Below are 18,326 nucleotides of genomic sequence, written 5' to 3' on the forward strand. Positions count from 1 at the left end.
TCCTGCGCAATTCATATTCGCAGGAATGATTCCGGTAGCATGCCCGTATGACGCTTGCTTCAGATCACACTGCTGCATCCGTTGCCGACCTGTCGGTACGGACAGCGCCGGAGTCGCTCGCTCCGGAAACCGTCGTCCCGGACACCCTGCCGGCCGCACCCGTGACGGCCGATACCGGGAAACCGCCGGTGACGATCTTCGGCCCCGACTTCCCCTTCGCCTATGACGATTGGCTGAACCACCCCGCGGGCCTCGGAACCATCCCCGAGCAGGCCCTCGGCACGGAGGTCGCGGTGATCGGCGGGGGAGTCTCCGGCATGGTCGCAGCCTTTGAACTCATGCGCCTGGGGCTCAAGCCGGTGATCTTCGAGGCCTCCCGCCTGGGCGGGAGGCTGCGCACCGAACACATCGACCCCGGCGCCGGACTCGGCCGGGTCCCCGCCGCGGAACTGGGTGGGATGCGCTTCCCGATCTCCTCGACGACCCTGTTCCACTACATCCGCGCCCTGGGGCTTGAGACCCGGGCCTTCCCCAACCCGCTGACCCCGGCCGCCGGCTCCACCGTGGTCGACCTGGCCGGACAGACCTGGTACGCGGAAACCCTCGAGGATCTGCCCGAGTTCTTCCACGAAGTCGCGGCGGCCTGGGATGCGGCCCTGGAGGAGGAGCTGGGCTTCACCGGCCTGCAGGACGCGATTCGCGAGCGCGACACCGCGCGGCTCAAGGCCGCGTGGAATGAGATCGTGCGCGCCTGGGACGACCGCAGCTTCTACGAGTTCGTCGCCTCGTCCCGGGCCTTCTCCACGCTCAGCTTCCGCCACCGCGAGGTGTTCGGCCAGGTGGGCTTCGGCACCGGCGGCTGGGACTCCGACTTCGCGAACACGATGCTGGAGATCCTGCGGGTGGTCGTGACGAACTGCGACAGCGATCAGGAACTCATCGTCGGCGGGGCCGACCAGGTGCCGGTGGGCCTGTGGGAGCGCCCCGCCGGCGCGGGCAGCGCCTACTGGCCGGAGTCCACCAGCCTCGCCTCCTTACACGAGGGCGCCCCGCACGGCGCGGTCAAGGGGCTGACCCGCCTGCCCGACGGCACGATCGAGGTGCGCTATATCGAACGGCCGGCCGAGGCCTCGGCCGGGGCGGGCGCACAGGACGCTACTGGCGCACCCGGCACCTCCGGCGGACAGGACACCTCCGGCCCTCAGCAGACGGTCACCCGGGCCTTCCCCGCGGTGCTGGCGACCTGCCAGTCGTGGCTGCTGACCACGCAGATCGACTGCGATGAGTCGCTGTTCAGCCAGGACATGTGGATGGCGCTGGACCGCACGCGCTATATGCAGTCATCGAAGACCTTCGTGGCAGTCGACCGGCCGTTCTGGCTGGATAAGGACCCGGTCACCGGCCGGCATCCGCTGTCGATGACGCTGACCGACCGGCTGACCCGCGGCACCTACCTGTTCGACGACGGGCCGGAGAATCCGGGGCTGATCTGCCTGAGCTATTCGTGGATGTCCGATGCGCTGAAGATGCTGCCGCACACCACCGCCGAGCGCGTCGACCTGGCGCTCGACGCCCTGGGGAGGATCTACCCCGACCTGGACATCCGCGCGCACATCGTGGGCGAACCGGTGACCGTCTCCTGGGAGTCCGACCCCTACTTCCTGGGCGCCTTCAAGGGCGCACTGCCCGGGCACTACCGCTACAACGAGCGGATGTTCTCCCACTTCAAACAGGACGCCACACCCGACGAGTTCCGCGGCATGTTCTTAGCCGGCGACGATGTGGCCTTCACCCCGGCCTGGGCCGAGGGCGCCGTGCAGACCGCGCTCAATGCCGTCTGGGGCATTATGACCCACTTCGGCGGGCACACCCATCCGGAGAATCCGGGGCCTGGCGATGTCTACGATGAGCTCGGCCCGATCCGGTTGGAGGACTGATGGGTGCCGCGGCCGAGGCAGAGTCCGTGGACGTGGGCGGGCAGCCGGCCGAGCGGCTGCACGTCACGCTGGTGCAGACGGAGCCGATCCTGCGTGATCCCGCGCGCGCCCTGGCACTCATGGAGCACGCTGTTGCCGAGGCCTCTGCCGCCGGCGCTGCCGAGGACGGTGCCGATGCCGCGGCAGGCTCGATGGGTGCGGCAGGCACGACGGGTGCGGCTGGTGCCGGCGCGCCCCGGATCCTCGTGTTCCCGGAGATGTTCCTCACCGGTTATGCGATTGGCCCGGCGGATGTGCGCAGGCTGGCCGAGCCTGCGACCGGTCCCCGGTTCGCCTCGGTCGCCCGGCTGGCGCGCGTCCACTGCTGCGCCATCGCCTACGGCTATCCGGAACTGGGGGAGATGCCCGCCGATGGCGGCCCCGCGGATCAGGACCCGGCGGACGGTGCACCCGTCTACAACAGCGTCAACCTGGTCTCCGAGTCAGGCGAACTCCTGGCCACCTACCGCAAAACCCACCTGTACGGAGAGGTCGACCGGAGCCAGTTCGCTCCGGGAGAACGCCTGCCGGAACTGGTCGGCTGGCATGGCTGGAAGCTGGGGCTGGGGATCTGCTACGACGTGGAGTTCCCCGAGTTCGTGCGCGCCCAGGCCCTGGCCGGCATCGACCTGCTGCTCGTCCCCACGGCGAATATGACCGGCCTCGAGGCCGTGGCCGGGACCCTGGTGCCCGCCCGGGCATATGAGAACCAGGTCTATGTGGGCTATGCCAGCTACACGGGCGCCGACGAGGTTTTCTCCTATCACGGCCTGTCCACCCTGGCCGGGCCCACGGCCGAGGTCCTGGCCCAGGGTGGTGCGGCCTCGGCCAGCGAAGGATACGAACTGGTCACCGCGGCCCTGCGCCGCGCGCAGCTGCAGGCCTCACGCCAGGTGGCGACGTATCTGGCCGACCGCCGCAGCGACCTGTACTCCTGAGTTGCGGTTCCGCTACGCGGCGTAGAAGTAGAATGGGGCCCATGCGTGCGCACACTGAGGAACAGCCGGATCTGCGCGCAGCCCTGGTGTTGCGCCGCCTCGCGATCCCGCTGTTCGTCATCCTCGGCATCCTGATCGGCTGGCTGGCCCTGAGCTTCACGGGCGCGGCCGCGCCCACGGTCCTGGGCGACTCGGGCCCGCTGGGCCGGCTGGGACTGCCGGTGGCGCAATTCGTCTTCCAGACCTCGACGGCCATCACGATCGGCGCACTGGGCCTGGCCGTCTTCGTCATCCCGCGTGCTCCCCGCGTCCGCGGCCATAAGAAGGCCCGCGGGAAGGGCGGGCAGAAGTCCCAGCAGAAGTCCCAGGCGGCCGGCCGGCAGAGCGTCGACCGCTCGGAGCCGCCGCTGGATGCGGGCTGGCAGGCGGCGTTGAACCTCGCCCAGATCACCTCGGTGGTCTGGACGGTCTCCGCCGTCGCGGTCCTGCTGCTGACCTATGTCGACACCGCCGGGTCCCAGGCCTATGCAGGGAACTTCTCCGCCCAGCTGGGCCAGTACGTCACCCAGGTGGCATCGGGACAGTTGTGGCTGCTCATCGTCTGCCTGGCTGCGCTCGTGTCCACCCTGGTGTTCGGGCTGCGCAGCTACCTGGGGATCGGGCTGACCCTGCTGCTGGCGGTCGTGATCCTCATCCCGCAGGCACTCATGGGGCACTCCTCCGAGGCCGCCGGGCACACCCAGGCCGTCAACAGCCTGGGCCTGCACCTGGTGTCGATCATGGCCTGGCTCGGCGGGCTGATCGCCCTGGCCCTGCTGGCGCCCAAACTGACCGGGCGCAAGGACCTGGCCGAGCTGGTGCGCCGGTATTCCTCGGTCGCGCTCATGGCCTTCGCGCTCATCGTCTTCTCCGGCTTCTTCAATGCCGCCCTGCGCGTGCACACCCTGCACGACTGGTTCGCCACCCCCTACGGGCAGGTCATTCTGGTCAAGACCCTGCTGACCATCGGCTTGGGCGCGATCGGCTATCTGCACCGCCGCTTCGTCATCGACCGGCTGGCCGCCCAGGCCAATGCCCGCCGCGAATTCTGGCGGCTGCTGGGAGTGGAGACCCTGGTGTTCGGTGCGGTCATGGCCCTGGGCATCGTGCTCTCGCGCTCGCAGCCTCCGGTCAGCCAGGCGGCCGCGAACACCCCCACCCCCGCCGAGATCCTCACCGGCGAACCGCTGCCGCCCTACCCGACGGTCGCCCACTACTTCACCCAGTGGTCACCCGACCCGCTGTGGATCGTCGTGGCGCTTGGGGCCTCGGTCGCCTATATCTGGGGCTTTGTCAGGCTCAAGCGCCGCGGGGACGACTGGCCGGTGCTGCGCCTGGTGATGTGGCTGATCGGCATGGTGCTGCTGGTCTACGTGACCTGCGGCGGGCCCGTGGTCTACGGCAAGGTGCTGTTCTCCGGGCACATGATCCAGCACATGCTCATCGTTATGGTCGTGCCCCTGCCCATGGTGATGGGGGCGCCCGTGACGCTGCTGATGCGCGCCATCGCACCGCGCACGGACGGGTCCCGCGGAGTGCGCGAATGGGTGCTCTACGCCGTACACACCCCGTACATGCGGTTCTGGGCCCACCCGATCGTGGCGGCGGTGAACTTCGCCGGCTCCCTCATCGTCTTCTACTATTCGGGCATCATGTGGTATTCGCTGAACTACCACCTGGGGCACGAGATCATGCTCATCCACTTCCTCATGGCCGGCTACCTGTTCGCCCAGTCCCTGGTGGGCATCGACCCCGGGGTCAACCGCTTCGGCTACCCGGTGCGGTTGCTCGAGCTGCTCATCACCATGACCTTCCACGCCTTCTTCGGCATCTCGCTGGTCTCCGGGACCTCCCTGATCGAGGCAAGGTGGTTCGGCAATATGGGCCACGGCTGGTTCACCGCGCTGACCGATCAGCAGCTGGGCGGATCCATCGCCTGGGGGATCGGCGAGTTCCCGACCCTGCTGTTGGCCATCGGGGTGGTCTACGTGTGGACCCAGTCCTCCGAACGCGAGGCCAAGCGCCAGGACCGCGCAGAGGCCCGTTCCGGGGACGCCGAGTTGCGCGCCTACAACGAGATGCTGGCGAACCTGAACAAGCGCGGGCGCTGAGGGACCTGCGGGGGCTGACCTTTTAGCATCGCAAGCGCAGATTCACATCGTGTGCGGATATACCCTCCCGCGATGTGAATCTGCGCTTGCGATGGCGCCTGTCCGGGCTCTGCCGGCCCCGCTGCACAACGGGTGTTGCTAAATGCACGATGTGAAAGCGCTGTGGATCACACCTCAGCGGAGTACGATCCTGTGTTGTCCTCACCTCATGCAAAGGAGCATCGATGAGCTCGACAACCCCGAACGAACCCGTCCCCACCCCGCCGCAGGGCCAGGCGGAACCCGCCAGCCGGTCGACCCTGCAGAAGGTCGTCGCGGCGTCCCTGGCGGGCACGGTCGTCGAATGGTACGAATTCTTCCTCTACGGATCCGCCGCCACCCTGGTGTTCAACAAGATCCTGTTCCCGCCATCGGACAACCCGTTGACGCCGATCCTGGCGGCCTTCATCACCTACGCGGTGGGCTTCCTGGCCCGGCCCCTGGGCGGGCTGATCTTCGGACACTTCGGCGATAAACACGGCAGGAAGAAACTGCTGCAGGTCTCCATCGTCCTAGTGGGCGTCTCCACCTTCCTGATGGGCTGCCTGCCCACCTACTCCCTGATCGGCTTCATGGCCCCGGTCCTGCTGGTGCTGCTGCGCTTCATCCAGGGCTTCGCCGTGGGCGGCGAGTGGGGCGGAGCGGTCCTGCTGGTCGCCGAGCACTCACCCAGGGAATCCCGCGGCTTCTGGGCCTCCTGGCCGCAGTCGGGCGTGCCGATCGGCAATCTGCTGGCCACCGCGATCCTGTTCCTGATGACGGCTGTGCTGCCCGATGAGCAGTTCCTGCTGTGGGGCTGGCGCGTGGGCTTCTGGGCCTCGGTCGTCATCGTCGTCATCGGCTACTACATCCGCTCCAAAGTCTCCGACGCGCCGATCTTCAAGGAGACCCAGTCCGAGGTCGTCGAGGACGGCGTGCGCTACGGGGTCGCCGAGGTCTTCAAGCGCTACCCGCGTGGCGTGTTCTGCGCCATGGGCCTGCGCCTGATCGAGAACATCCACTATTACCTGGTGGTCACCTGGTCGATCACCTATCTGACGGTCAAGGTGGGGATCCCCAATTCGGAGATCCTGGCCCTGTTGCTGCTGGCCAATGTCGTCGAGGCGATCCTGGTGCCCTTCGTCGGCAGACTGGGCGACATCATCGGCCGCAAGGCCCCATATGCGATCGGCATCGTGCTCGCCGCCACCTGGGGATTCTTCGCCTTCCCGCTGTTCGACACCGGATCGGCGCTCAACATCTTCATCGCGATCATGTCCGGGCTGGTCTTCCACGCCCTCATGTACGCCGGCCAGCCCGCCATCATGGCCGAGATGTTCCCCACCCGGATGCGCTACTCCGGTGTGTCCGCCGGCTACCAGGTGACCTCGATCGTGGCGGGCTCCCTGGCCCCGATCATCGCCACCGCGCTGTTGGACGCCTACGGCAATGCGACCCCGGTGGCGATCTACGCGCTCATCGCCGCGGTGATCGGCTTCTTCGCCCTCGTCTTCACCCGCGAGACCCGAGGCATCGACCTGGCCGACGTCGACCGGCTGGACGCCGAGCGGGTCGCCGCGCGCGCCTGAGCGTCCGCGCCGGGCCCTGGATCGCTTCGCATGCGCAAACCTGCAACACATACGCATATACGCGTATGTGTTGCAGGTTTGCGCATGCGATGTGCCGGCCGCACAGGACCGAGACCGTCCGAGGGCCTCAGCGCTGCTGTTTGAGCGCGCCGAGGACCGCGGTGACCAGGGGCGAGCGCAGGGCCTCGGGCCGGATCGAGGCCCAGTAGCTGATCCGACGGGTGAAGTCGGGGACGACGCGCACCAGTTCGGAGTCCCCGGGGTGCTCGCCGGCCATGAACACCGGCAACAGGCCCACGCCCATCCCCGCGATGGTCGCACGGACCTGCGCCTCGACGGAGTTCGAGGAGACGAAACCGGCCGTCGTGGGAATCGAGTCGACGGCCCCGTCGAGCGCGTCGACGTCCAGGGAGTGCTCCGGATAGTAGACGATCCGGTGTCCGGCCAGGTCCGGCAGAGCCTCGGGGGTGCCCACCCGGCGCAGATAGTCCCGGCTGGCGAACAGCCCCAGGGAGTACTTGCGCAACGGGTGCAGTGTCGAGTTGCTCACCTGCGGTTTGTCGACGACGACCTCGATGTCCATCCCCGTGCGGTACCTGCGCGCCTTGCGCGTGACGGTGTTGAGTTCCAACTGCAGTCCCGGATGCTGCCGCTGCAGGGCCGCCAGGGCGGGAATCGCGAAGTGCAGGACGAAGGCCTCGGGGGCGGCGATGCGCACCGTGCCCACCAGCTCGCCGGTGCCCGTCTGGGCCGTGCCCGAGGTGATGCGCAGCAGGGCCTGTTCGATCGCCTCGGCGGCGGGCAGGAGCTCCCGGCCCTGGCCGGTCAGTTCGTACCCGCCGGCCGCAGCCGTCAGGACCCGCTGCCCGATCGCCTTCTCCAGTGCCGCGATGCGCCGCGAGATCGTCGTGTGGTTGACTCCCATGCGCTGGGCCGCAGCGGTGTACTTGCCCAGTCTGGCGACGGTCAGCAGGGTCAGCAGGTCGTCGGGGGCGATGTGCGGGTGCACAACCGGTTTCTCGCTGGCGTTCATGGATTGAATGATATCGGCGCGCCGGGTGCGGCATGACCGGGCGGGGTCGGGCCGGGTGTTCCCGGACGGGCCCGGTACTCCTGGACGGACCCTTGGTGGATGCCTGCCGCGGTTACGATGGGCGGGGAGGATTTATGAACGACGATGAGCGCAGCGCGGCCGACGAGCACCTCGTCGACGGCCATCCGATCGACGAGCGCACCGCGCTGGCCCGCCGGGTGTTCCCCGACGGCGAGGAACCCGATCCGCGCTTCACCCTGGCCAATGAGCGGACGTTCCTGGCCTGGACGCGCACCTCGCTGGCCTTTCTGGCCGGCGGCATCGCCCTGGAGGCGGTGCCCCTGCACGGGGTTCCCGACTGGATGCGCACCCTGCTGGGCGTCTTCGTCATCGTGGTGGGCCTGGCGATCTCGGCCGGCGCCGCCGTGCGCTGGATCCACGTGGAGCGGGCCATGCGCCATTCCCGCGCGCTGCCGCTGCCGGCGATCATCCCGCTGCTGTCAGCGGCCGCCGTGCTGGCCTGCGTCATCGCCCTGGTGATCGTGCTGCTGTGAAGGATCCCCGCCCCCATCAGGACCTCGGCTTGCAACCCGAGCGCACGGCGCTCGCATGGACGCGGACCACCGTGTCCTTCCTGGTCGCGGCCGCCATCCTGTTGAAGTGGACGGGGAACTTCGGCTGGCCCATCCTGGTGCTGGTCGCGGGCCTGGCGATCACGGGACTGCTCGTCCTGGCCCGCCAGCGCATCCGCTATACGCGCGGCGCCCGGGGCATCGTGGGCGGCCGGGTGCGGCCGAACCTGCGGGCCGTCATCACCCTGACGTGCTGCCTGTGGGCGATCGGGATCGCCGAGCTCGTCCTCCTGCTGCTGTCGAGCTGAAGCCCCGCGCCGCAGGCCACGCGCAGGCCCGCTGAGACGTGCCGCAGGTCCAGCGCCCGCCGATTCCAGCTCATCGGATCTCTGCGCTCGTGCACATTCCGGGTGCGAAGTTTCTGCACCCGTGCACATGACACAGGTCACCAAGTCAAGGGCAAACGGCCTAGAGTGGGGAGACGAGACATAGCTGGATGTGAATCATACGGATGCAAGGAGGCATCGATGGCTACAATCGCGTGGATCGGGCTGGGGAACATGGGCCGCCCGATGACCAAGAACCTGGTGGCGGCCGGCCACACCGTCAAGGGCTTCGACCTGGTGCCCGAGGCCGTCGCAGCGGCGGCCGCCGACGGCGTGACACCTGCGGTCTCGGCTGCCGATGCCCTGGCCGGCGCCGATATCGCCTTCACCATGTTGCCCAAGGGCGAACACTGCCGCGCGGCCTACTTCGGCGATGACGGCATCTTCGCCCTGGCCTCGCAGGACACCCTGCTGGCCGACTCCTCGACGATCGACGTCGCCACGGCCAAGGACCTGCACCAGGCGGCGCGCGAACACGGTTTCCGCTTCATCGACTCACCGGTCTCCGGCGGTGTCACGGGTGCGGCGGCCGCGACGCTGACCTTCATGCTCGGCGGGACCGACGCGGATGTCGCCGAGGCCCGACCGATCATCGACGTGATGGCCGGCAACGTCTTCCACGCCGGCGGCGACGGCGCGGGTCAGGCGGCGAAGATCGTCAACAACATGCAGCTGGCCATCAGCATGCAGGGCGTGGTCGAGGGCGCGGTGCTGGCCCAGCGCCTCGGCCTGGATCCCAAGACCTTCTTCGACATCGCCAAGGTGTCCTCGGGCGATTCCTGGCCGCTGCGCACCTGGTACCCGGTGCCAGGCGTCAGCCCGACGGCGGCCTCGAACAACGGCTTCGAGCCCGGTTTCTCCACGATGCTCATGCACAAGGACGTGGGCCTGGCACTGGCCGGCGCACAGGAGGCCGGGATCGACCTGCCGGCCGCCACCCTGGTGCACGAGAACCTGTCCAAGCTCATCGAGGAGGGCCTGGGGAACAAGGACACGACGATCCTGATCAAGCAGATCGATCCGAACGCGGAGGGCCTGCCGCAGGACTGATCCGGCGGGACCGGCCGGATGCCGGTCCGGCAGCAGCCCGACCGCACCCACTCAGGCCGCACCCACTCAGGCCGCACCGACTCAGGCCGAGGCCGTACCAGGGTTCCGAGGAATCGGAACCCTGGTGCGGCCTCGGCGTCGTAGAGGGGCGGCCCTAGACGGTGGGCTTGGGGCGGGCGCCGAAGACGCTCGAGCCCACCCGGACCATGGTCGCGCCCTCGGAGATCGCCAGTTCGAAGTCGCCCGACATGCCCATGGACAGCTCCAGGGCCGTATCGTCGAGCAGCCCATCGGCGTGCAACTGATCGCGCAGGGTGCGCAGGGCGGCGTAGCTGGGGCGGATCTGGTCCGCGGTCTCACCCGGCAGGCCGATCGTCATAAGCCCGCGCAGGCGCATCCGGTCCAGCGGGGCCAGGGCGCGCACCAGCTCGGCGGCGGCCTCGGGGGCGACCCCCGATTTCGAATCCTCGCGTGAGGTGTTGACCTGCACGAAGTACTCGACGGTGGAATCGAGGACGTCCAGGCGGCGCTGGATCTTCTCCGCCAGGCCCGGATCGTCGATCGACTGGATACAGGACGCCCGGCCCAGTGTGTGGTTGACCTTGTTCTTCTGCAGGGGCCCGATCAGGTGGGACTCGTGTGCGATATCGGCCAGCTCATCGAACTTGGCGACCAGTTCCTGCACGCGGTTCTCGCCGATCAGCGTGAAACCGTGTTCCAGGGCCACCCGGATCTTCTCGGCCGGCTGTGTCTTGGTCGCCAGCAGCACCTGCACGGACTGGCCGTAGGGGCTGGCGGCCGCTGCCGCGTCCACCCGGGTTCGAATGTCGTCGAGGTTGGTCCGAATCTCCGTATCCCACATGCCTCCCATCCTACGTGGCGCTCCCCGGGGCGCTGAGCGTTGCGGGCGGGCTCGCGCGGCAGGTCACAGCGGTCACAGTGTGAAATCCCGTCGATCCGTCTGGGAGCCGCCGTGGAAGAATGGGCACATGGCTGAAACCCTCAAAGTCCGCGCCCCTGAACTGACCGGCCGCCGCTGGCTGGGCACTGCCGGCAAGGACCTGAAACTGACGGATCTGCGCGGGAAGATCGTGCTGCTGGACTTCTGGTCCTTCTGCTGTATCAACTGCCTGCACGTGCTCGACGAACTGCGCCCGCTGGAGGAGAAGTACTCCGATGTGCTCGTCATCATCGGCGTGCACAGTCCCAAGTTCGAGTTCGAACGCACGGAGGAGGCGCTCGACAAGGCGGTCGAGCGCTACCACGTCGACCACATCGTGCTCGACGATCCCGACCTGATCACCTGGCAGGCCTATACCGCCCGCGCCTGGCCGACCCTGGCCGTGGTCGATCCCGAGGGCTATCTGGTCGCCTCGATGTCCGGCGAAGGGCACTCCGCCGGGCTGACGGGACTGATCGACCAGCTGGTGGCCGAACACGAATCCGCAGGTACCCTGCACCGCGGTGACGGCCCCTATGTGCCGCCGCCGGCACCGGAGGGCGAACTGTTCTTCCCCGGCAAGATCACCCGCCTGGCCACTGCCGGGCACCGGGGCAATCTGCTGGTCTCGGACTCCGGACACCACAGCCTGGTCGAATACGATCCGGCCGGCACCACTGTGCTGGCCCGGATCGGCTCGGGTCAGCGCGGAAAGGCCGACGGTGGACCCGCCGAGGCCTGTTTCAGCGAACCCGGCGGCACCACGGAACTGCCCGCGGAGCTGGCGGACCGGGTGGGCTACCACGTGGTGGTGGCCGACACCGTCAATCACGAGCTGCGCGGGGTGAACCTGGACACCGGGGCCGTCACCACCCTGGCGGGCACGGGGGAGCAGTACATGGTCGGAGCCGGGGACAATGTGCCCGCCCGCCCCGGCGACACCGGCCGCTACGCCGGTCCCGCGACCGGGGTGAAGCTCTCCAGCCCCTGGGATGTGCTCTTCGTGCCCGCCACCGGCCGGGTGCTCGTGGCGATGGCCGGCAATCACACGATCTGGGAATTCGACCCGGCCACCGGTCTGATCCGCCAGTTCTCCGGGACCATGAACGAGGGCCTGAAGGACGCAGGTGCCGAGGAAGCCTGGTTCGCCCAGACCTCGGGCCTGTCCCTGTCCGCGGCCGGCGATGTGCTCGTGGCAGATTCGGAGACCTCGGCCCTGCGCCGGCTGGATCCGGCCACCGGCGCGGTGACCACTCTGGTGGGCACCGGCCTGTTCGACTTCGGCTTCCAGGACGGTCCCGCCGCCGAGGCCCGGCTGCAGCATCCGCTGGGCGCAGCCGAACTGCCCGACGGCTCGATCGCGATCGCCGATACCTACAATGGTGCGATCCGCCGCTTCGATCCTGTAAGTGGGCGCCTGAGCACCCTGGCCCGCGATCTGGCCGAGCCCTCGGACATCCTGGTGCTCGACGACGCCGAACCCGCCCGCCTGCTGGTGGCCGAATCGGCTGCGCACCGGCTGACCGCCGTGTCGATCCCCGCTGATGCGCTCGAGGTCAACGAGGGCGCGCAGCAGACCAGCCGACCCGCCACCGTGCTGGGCACGGGAGAGCTGGATCTGCAGGTGTCCTTCAGCGTCCCGGCGGGCCAGAAGCTCGACGACCGGTGGGGCGATCCGACCTATCTGCAGGTCTCCTCGACGCCGCCCGAGCTCATCACCGCGGGTGCCGGCGGCGCCGAGGGGCTGAGCCGCAGCATCACTCTGGCCGATGGCTTCGCCGAGGGCGTGCTGCACGTGACGGCGCGCGCGGCTGCCTGCGATGGGGAGCCGGGCGGGGAGATCCCGTTGCACGCGGCCTGCCATCTGTACCAGCAGGACTGGGGCATCCCCGTCGCGTTCTCCGCCGACGGCCCGCACGAGCTCGAACTGGGGCTGCGCGGGGCCTGAGGCGCAAACACGTCGTTTCCCCGCAAACACGTTGCTGCAGTAGCGTGTTTGCGGGGAAACGACGTGTTTGGTTCGGGCCGCTGGCTGCTAGGAGGCGGTGCCCAGGTCCTCGCCGCCTGCTGCGGGGGTGAAGGAGACCTCGTCGCCGGTCACCCCGACCTTTCCCGAGATGTTGACCTCGACGGTTGACGTGAAGTCCTGCTCATAGGCGCTCACCGCATCCCGGGAGCGGCCCGAGACCGTGAAGGTGGCCGGCGCCGGGCGCAGCAGGATGCCCTCGGGCGTGCTGGAGAGCCGGATGTCGGGATAGTCCGTGACCCGCCAGGTCACATCGCCCAGGATGTCGTTATCGCTCTGGTAGCCCATTGCGCAGCCGGTGGGCATGAGCACCTTCTGCTTGACGCACGCGTCGAGCTGGGAGCGCACCCGGTCGTTCACGGCCCGGGTCAGGGCCGCGGTGGGCTGCGGGTTCAGGGTGACCGGGACCTCGGCCCCTGGTTCAAGCGCCTCCGCGCGCACCGGGGTGGCCTTGAGGTAGGTGGCGTTCGAGGCGACGGAGTAGGTCGCGGGGAAGAGCACCGGCAGATGGTCGGTGGCGCCCAGTTTCAGGGACTGCCCGTTGACGGTCGCATTGGACACCCCACCGGAGACGTCGAGGGTGGGCCAGGCGGGCACGTCCACGGCCCACGAGCGGTACATGCCCCAATCGCCGGGGCCCGCCACGACGTCCAGATCGAGTTTCCGGGAGGCCGTGCCGAGGAGGAACTCGACGCTGACCCGCGCGGTGGTATCACCGGTGGAGTCAACCGCCGTAACGGTGGGCTTCTGGGGCAGATCCGCGGCATTGTCCAAAACGGCCTCGCTGAAGGCCGCCGAATCGGTGGCCGGAGCCCGCACCCAGCGCAGGGCCGCATGGGCGTCGGCGGCGCCCACAGCGCGCAGATAGTGCAGGACGGCCTGGGCCGGGGTATAGCGCAGGGCGTTGAGCGCGGGGACGCTGCCGGCGGCCAGGAGTGCGACGATGCACGCGGCGCTCAACCAGATGCGCCCGGCGCCGGTGCGCGCTCCATTCCGGTGTCCCATTGCCCTCACGCCCACCAGCGTATCCCACACACGGTGGAGTCCGCCCAGAGTTCCACTACGCCCTGAATCGTCGATTGAGAGCGCTCCCAATCGGTTTTTCCGACAATTCATGTCGTAGTGGAACTCAAGGGGGCGGGTGGGGAGGGTCAGTTTTGGATGACGGTGGGGGCGGCGTCGACGGGGTAGGCCCGCAGCTCGGCGGTGCGGACCTGGACCCACAGCCGGGTGCCCACGTGGATCGCGGCGCGCTGCGCGGCGACCGAGGCCCCCAGCCCCGGATGCACCAGGCCCCACTCGTGTCCTGGCGCGGTGGCGCCGCGGAAGTCGAACAGGTCCGCGGCCATCACCAGTCCGACCTCGGTATCCGAGGGGGAAAGAGTGACCTGGACGCGGTCGCCGGAGTCGCGGATCCCGGTCACCAGGGCTTCGAAGACGACCTCGGCGTCGAAGGCCGGATCGTATTCGTCCAGGGACAGTACGGCCGCCGAGGTGGGGATGGTGACGAACAGCTTGCCGTCGAGTTCCGTTCTGGCGCGCACCTGTGAATGGCCGATCGAGATCCAGCCCGAACGCGCCAGCCCGGAGAAGACATTGACCCCTGCGATGCTCGCGGCCAGATTCGATCGGGGTGCTGCGATCTGTTCGCCCAGGGGGCCGTAGTCGGCCAGCTGGTCCTTCTCCACCATCGCCGCATTCGGGGCCATGAGGACCGCGTCGATCCGGTTGTTCGTCGCGGTGATCAGTCCGATGCCGAAATCGGCCACCGCGGCCAGGGCATTGGCCCGCAGGCCGGCGCGGGCGCCCCCGCTCAAACCCATGAAGGGTTCGTGGACGCAGGCCTGGGCCCGGCCGTGTGCCAGGGCGTGGGCGAATTCGCAGGCCAGCTGCGCACGGCCCAACTGTTCGGGGCCCAGCTCGCCCACCCGGGTCCGGCGCAGGGCGGGATAGTCAAGCGCGAAGTGGCGGCCGGCGCGGGCGAAGGCCTCCGAGCGTGGATCGACCAGACGGGCCACCGCCCTGGCCAGGCGGACGCGGGGGCCGCCGGCCAGGAGCCGGTTGGCCGAGGTCCCCCTACCCTCCGCCGGGCTCACCGTCGCGTCCGCCGCCGAGCCCGCTCCGATCCGGGCCCGCAGGCCCGCCAGGACGTCTGCGACATTGTCCGGATCGCCCGCCAGGACAAGGGATTCGCCCGGGGCCAGGGGCTCCGGACGCACATCGAGGCTTGTCACACCGACGCGCAGGCCGCACAGGTCGAGGCCGCCGTTCGCAGGTGGAACAGGGGTGCCGGAGTGGGCTTGTGGGGTCTGGGAATTCTGGGCGGGATGGGAAGTCGTCACCGATCCAGTGTAGAGCGCCCCGGTCGCGTCGAACGCACGGCGGCGGGCCGAACGCACAGCGGCCCGCGTGATCGTCGCTTGCCTTCGACGATCACGCGGGCCGCCGCGCGTTCAGATGGTGCCGGTTCGCAGCCTCAGCTGCCGGCGCCCACCTTGCGGCGGGTCACGACGACGGCCGCGCCGCCGACCACCAGAAGACCGGCGCCGAGTGCCAGACCGGCCATCTCGGCACCGCCGGTGCGGGGCAGTTCGGATGCCGGCGAGGCGTTGGTGGCCTCGTCGGATGCGTCCCCGCCGGTGCCCTGCTCGTCTGCGGAGTCGGAGTAGTCGGCACCCGCCTCCTGCTCTCCGGAACCTGAGCCGGGCTGATCGGCCGCATAGGGCGCCTGGCTGTCGTCGGAGTCATCGCCGGAGTCTCCGGTCGTCTCATCCGCGGAGTCATCGTTCGAATCCTCGGGCGAGGTGTAGGTGTCGGCACCCGATCCCTCGCCGCCCTTGTCCGGGCTGTAGGCGGGTTCGGAGTCCGAGCCGGACCCACCGCTGGTCGATTCGTTCGAACCGGCGGACTGGCCCTGGGAACCGCTGCCCTGGGAGCCCTGGTCCTGTGAGGCCCCGGTGCCGGTGTTCTGCGCATCGTGCCCGGTCGAGTCCTGCGACTCCTGCGAGTCGGAGTCCTGCGGGCCCTGGGGCGCAGTGGCCTTCTGGGCGTCGTCCTCGTCCTGCTGGGTCATCGGCTTGCCCGCGGCCTTGACCGAATTCGGATCGGATTCGTTGTAGACGTAGAACCAGCCGGTGGCCTTGATCGGTTCGGGCTTGGAGACCTTGGGCTCGGCCGCCTTGTCCTTCTCCGTAGCCTGTGCGGCGTCCTTCTGCTTGGGCTGCGTGCCGGCCTTGGCGATCTCGGCCGTGCTCTGCTTCCCGGCGGTCTTGTCAGCCGATTTCCCGGCTGCCTTGTCCTCGGCCTTGACCTTGACGATCTTGTCGGGCACGCCCTTGCCGGTGACGGTGATGTCGTACTTGCCGACATAGGTCTTCATGAAGTCGGCGAGGGCCTTCTCCTGATCGGCCTTCTTCGTCTTCGTCAGGTCGATGTTGACGCCCACCCCGAAGGACACGACGCCCTTCTTATTCGCCTTGGCGGTCGTGCTGAAGGTCTTGACCGAGCCCTCGACCTTGTCGACCGTGAGCGTGTACGTCGCGCCGGGCAGGGCGTTCTGCATGTAGATCCGCAGACCGTCGGCCGACTGCTTGATCTTCTTGGCCTTGGCCCCTGCCTCGACCGCGAAATCGGAGGCCAGGATGCCCTGGTCCGAATACGTCAGCTTGGGCGCCGGCGCCTTCTCGACCCTCGTGGTCGGCGCGGGTTCGGGCGTTGCGCTGGGCTTGGGAGTCGCGGTCTCGGTGGGCTTGGCGCTCGGCGTCGCCGATGCGCTCGGCGCCGGAGTGGACTCCGTGGGCTTGCCGCTTGCGGTCGCGGTGGGCTTCGGCGCCTGCGTCGTGGGAGCCGCCGAGGTGGCGGTGTCCGTGGGCGCGGGCGTCTGGGCCGGAGCGCTCGTCGCAGGCGCGCTCGGCGCCGGGGCGGAGCTCGCGGGAGCGGTGGGCGCACCGGTGGTCGCCGATTCCGCGGGCGCGGGTGCCTCGCTCGTGGTGGGCGCGGAGGTCTCCGGCTCACTGGGCTCGGGTGCCGCGGTGGTTTCGGTGGGCGTCGGGCTCGCCGCATCGGTGGGCTCGGCCGTGTCACTGGGCTCGGGCGCCGCGGTGGACTCCGCCGGCGTGCTCGACTCACTGGGCTGGTCGACCACCGGCGGCTTGGCGTTCGCGGTTGCGGGCAGGGTGCCCGCGGTTGGGACGTGGGTCGGCTCGGCGGATTTGCTGGGGCTCGCCGATTCGCTCGGATCCTGCGTCGCAGTGTCCGTGGGTTCCGCGGCCGCGCTGGTCTGCGGCGCCGAGGTCTCGGGCGCCTGGCTCGTCGCGGACTCGCTGGGCGTTGCCGATTCACTGGGCTGCGCGGATTCGCTCGGCTTCGTGGACTCCTTGTCATCGGCGACCACGTTGAACGTGACCTTGGCCGATGCCTTCTTCGTCGTGGAGTCGGTCAGGTAGAGCTGGTAGGCGCCCTCGGGCACCTTGGCGCTGCCGGAGACGTTGAAGAAATAGCTGCCGGTGACACGGCCCTTGTCATCAACGCGCAGATCGGTCCCCGGTGTGTACGGGGTGCCGTCGGTGCCGATCACGGTGACCTTGGCGGTCTTCCCCGCGCTCAGCCCGGTGCCGGTGAACTTGATTCCCTTGGACTTGTCCGCGATGGCGGTCTGGTCGACCTCCTTGGCGGCAGTCGCCGCCTGCGGATCGACCTTGGCCGAGTCCTTTGCGCTCTTGGCGGTTGCCGAATCGGATGTGCTAGCGACTGCGGGCACGGCGACTAAACCGGTAACCGCAACGGCTACTGCGGGGGCAAGCACAAGACCTTTGACAGTCTTCACAGTATGACCTTTCGGTTGGTGCGATGTCCGCCCACGCGAAAGATGACAGCTTTCCCGGCTTCCATGGTTGAAAGAGGAAGGCACCATCGGCGCGGGCACTTGTCGGGTTCACTCTAGACCATGAGTGAGTGAATCTACAGCCCTTATGCAGTGTCCTCGGCGTGTCGCGGCGAATCGTCCGGGACCCGGTCGGCGCGTTAGAATCACGGGTGTGAGCCTTCTATCCGACCGCGAGATCCGCGGTGAAATCGCGGCGGGGACGATCGGGTTGGACCCCTTCGATCCTGCGCTGGTGCAGCCGTCGAGCGTCGATGTGTGTCTGGACCAGTGGTTCCGGCTGTTCGACAATCACAAATACTCGGTCATCGACCCCGCCACCGAACAGCCCGAACTGACCCGCCTGGTCGAAGTCGACCCGGAAGAGCCCTTCGTCCTGCACCCCGGCGAGTTCGTGCTCGGGTCGACCAAGGAACTCGTGACCATCCCCGAGCACCTGGCAGCCCGCCTGGAGGGCAAATCCTCCCTCGGCAGGCTGGGCCTGCTCACCCACTCCACAGCCGGCTTCATCGACCCCGGATTCTCCGGCCACGTGACCCTCGAACTGTCGAACGTCGCAACGCTGCCGATCACGCTGTGGCCCGGTATGAAGATCGGGCAGCTGTGTTTCTTCGCCCTGTCCTCACCGGCCGTCCACCCCTATGGCTCGGACCCGGCGACGAAGAACCGCTACCAGGGCCAGCAGGGCCCCACGGCCAGCCGGTCGTATCTGAACTTCTACCGCAGCCCCTTCTGAAAAGGGGCCACCCGATGATGCGCCGAGCGC

The 18,326-nt window shown here is 68.7% G+C and carries 14 protein-coding genes; 9 read left to right on the plus strand and 5 right to left on the minus strand.

Going from position 1 to position 18,326, the window contains the following annotated elements:
* Window positions 1-47 precede the first annotated feature (47 nt).
* The 4 genes from NQ038_RS08375 (at window position 48) to NQ038_RS08390 (ending at window position 6,671) form a co-directional block, all read left to right on the plus strand.
* Window positions 48-1,937: an NAD(P)/FAD-dependent oxidoreductase gene (locus NQ038_RS08375; protein WP_257062395.1), complete on the plus strand. Its 1,890-nt coding sequence runs from the start codon at window positions 48-50 to the stop codon at window positions 1,935-1,937.
* On the plus strand, window positions 1,937-2,914 hold the full coding sequence (locus NQ038_RS08380; protein ID WP_257062396.1) for a nitrilase-related carbon-nitrogen hydrolase: 978 nt from the start codon (window positions 1,937-1,939) through the stop codon (window positions 2,912-2,914). Before NQ038_RS08375 ends, NQ038_RS08380 begins: the two co-directional genes overlap by 1 nt.
* 41 nt (window positions 2,915-2,955) lie before the next feature.
* Window positions 2,956-5,064 carry a bifunctional copper resistance protein CopD/cytochrome c oxidase assembly protein gene (locus tag NQ038_RS08385; RefSeq protein ID WP_257049110.1) on the plus strand — a complete coding sequence of 703 codons (2,109 nt, stop codon included), beginning with the start codon at window positions 2,956-2,958 and terminating at the stop codon, window positions 5,062-5,064.
* A gap of 224 nt (window positions 5,065-5,288) precedes the next feature.
* The gene (locus tag NQ038_RS08390) at window positions 5,289-6,671 is read left to right on the plus strand and encodes an MFS transporter (RefSeq protein ID WP_257049111.1); all 1,383 of its coding nucleotides are present in this window, start codon (window positions 5,289-5,291) and stop codon (window positions 6,669-6,671) included.
* Between the two features lie 127 nt (window positions 6,672-6,798).
* Here the strand turns inward: NQ038_RS08390 and NQ038_RS08395 are convergent, their stop codons facing one another.
* Window positions 6,799-7,704: a LysR family transcriptional regulator gene (locus NQ038_RS08395; RefSeq protein ID WP_257062397.1), complete on the minus strand. Its 906-nt coding sequence runs from the start codon at window positions 7,702-7,704 to the stop codon at window positions 6,799-6,801.
* Between the two features lie 134 nt (window positions 7,705-7,838).
* On the opposite strand from NQ038_RS08395, the gene NQ038_RS08400 reads away from it, so the two are divergent.
* The 3 genes from NQ038_RS08400 to mmsB all read left to right on the plus strand — a co-directional run bounded on the left by NQ038_RS08400 (window position 7,839) and on the right by mmsB (window position 9,712).
* A complete protein-coding gene (locus NQ038_RS08400; RefSeq protein ID WP_257049591.1) occupies window positions 7,839-8,258 on the plus strand; it encodes a YidH family protein in 420 nt (139 codons plus the stop codon).
* Window positions 8,255-8,584, plus strand: a complete 330-nt coding sequence (locus NQ038_RS08405) for a DUF202 domain-containing protein (protein ID WP_257049593.1) — start codon at window positions 8,255-8,257, stop codon at window positions 8,582-8,584. Before NQ038_RS08400 ends, NQ038_RS08405 begins: the two co-directional genes overlap by 4 nt.
* Before the next feature lie 219 nt (window positions 8,585-8,803).
* Complete coding sequence (gene mmsB / locus NQ038_RS08410; protein WP_257049594.1) at window positions 8,804-9,712, plus strand: 3-hydroxyisobutyrate dehydrogenase; 909 nt, start codon at window positions 8,804-8,806, stop codon at window positions 9,710-9,712.
* Window positions 9,713-9,866: 154 nt separating this feature from the next.
* Here the strand turns inward: mmsB and NQ038_RS08415 are convergent, their stop codons facing one another.
* Entirely contained in the window at window positions 9,867-10,574 is a 708-nt protein-coding gene (locus NQ038_RS08415; protein ID WP_257062398.1) for a YggS family pyridoxal phosphate-dependent enzyme, read from the minus strand.
* A 127-nt stretch (window positions 10,575-10,701) separates the two neighbouring features.
* On the opposite strand from NQ038_RS08415, the gene NQ038_RS08420 reads away from it, so the two are divergent.
* On the plus strand, window positions 10,702-12,600 hold the full coding sequence (locus tag NQ038_RS08420; RefSeq protein ID WP_257062399.1) for an NHL domain-containing thioredoxin family protein: 1,899 nt from the start codon (window positions 10,702-10,704) through the stop codon (window positions 12,598-12,600).
* A gap of 87 nt (window positions 12,601-12,687) precedes the next feature.
* Here NQ038_RS08420 and NQ038_RS08425 read toward each other — a convergent pair whose 3' ends face one another.
* The 3 genes from NQ038_RS08425 to NQ038_RS08435 all read right to left on the minus strand — a co-directional run bounded on the left by NQ038_RS08425 (window position 12,688) and on the right by NQ038_RS08435 (window position 17,503).
* Complete coding sequence (locus NQ038_RS08425; protein ID WP_257049599.1) at window positions 12,688-13,692, minus strand: hypothetical protein; 1,005 nt, start codon at window positions 13,690-13,692, stop codon at window positions 12,688-12,690.
* A 137-nt stretch (window positions 13,693-13,829) separates the two neighbouring features.
* Window positions 13,830-15,020 carry a hypothetical protein gene (locus NQ038_RS08430; protein WP_257062400.1) on the minus strand — a complete coding sequence of 397 codons (1,191 nt, stop codon included), beginning with the start codon at window positions 15,018-15,020 and terminating at the stop codon, window positions 13,830-13,832.
* A 134-nt stretch (window positions 15,021-15,154) separates the two neighbouring features.
* Window positions 15,155-17,503 (minus strand): LPXTG cell wall anchor domain-containing protein, encoded by a 2,349-nt coding sequence (locus NQ038_RS08435; protein ID WP_257062401.1) that lies wholly within the window; start codon window positions 17,501-17,503, stop codon window positions 15,155-15,157.
* Between the two features lie 211 nt (window positions 17,504-17,714).
* On the opposite strand from NQ038_RS08435, the gene dcd reads away from it, so the two are divergent.
* A complete protein-coding gene (gene dcd, locus NQ038_RS08440; RefSeq protein ID WP_257062402.1) occupies window positions 17,715-18,296 on the plus strand; it encodes a dCTP deaminase in 582 nt (193 codons plus the stop codon).
* The last annotated feature ends 30 nt before the right edge of the window (window positions 18,297-18,326 follow it).

Origin of the sequence: Brevibacterium sp. 50QC2O2 (assembly GCF_024580675.1) — a bacterium.
In the GTDB taxonomy this organism is placed as follows: Bacteria; Actinomycetota; Actinomycetes; order Actinomycetales; family Brevibacteriaceae; genus Brevibacterium; species Brevibacterium moorei.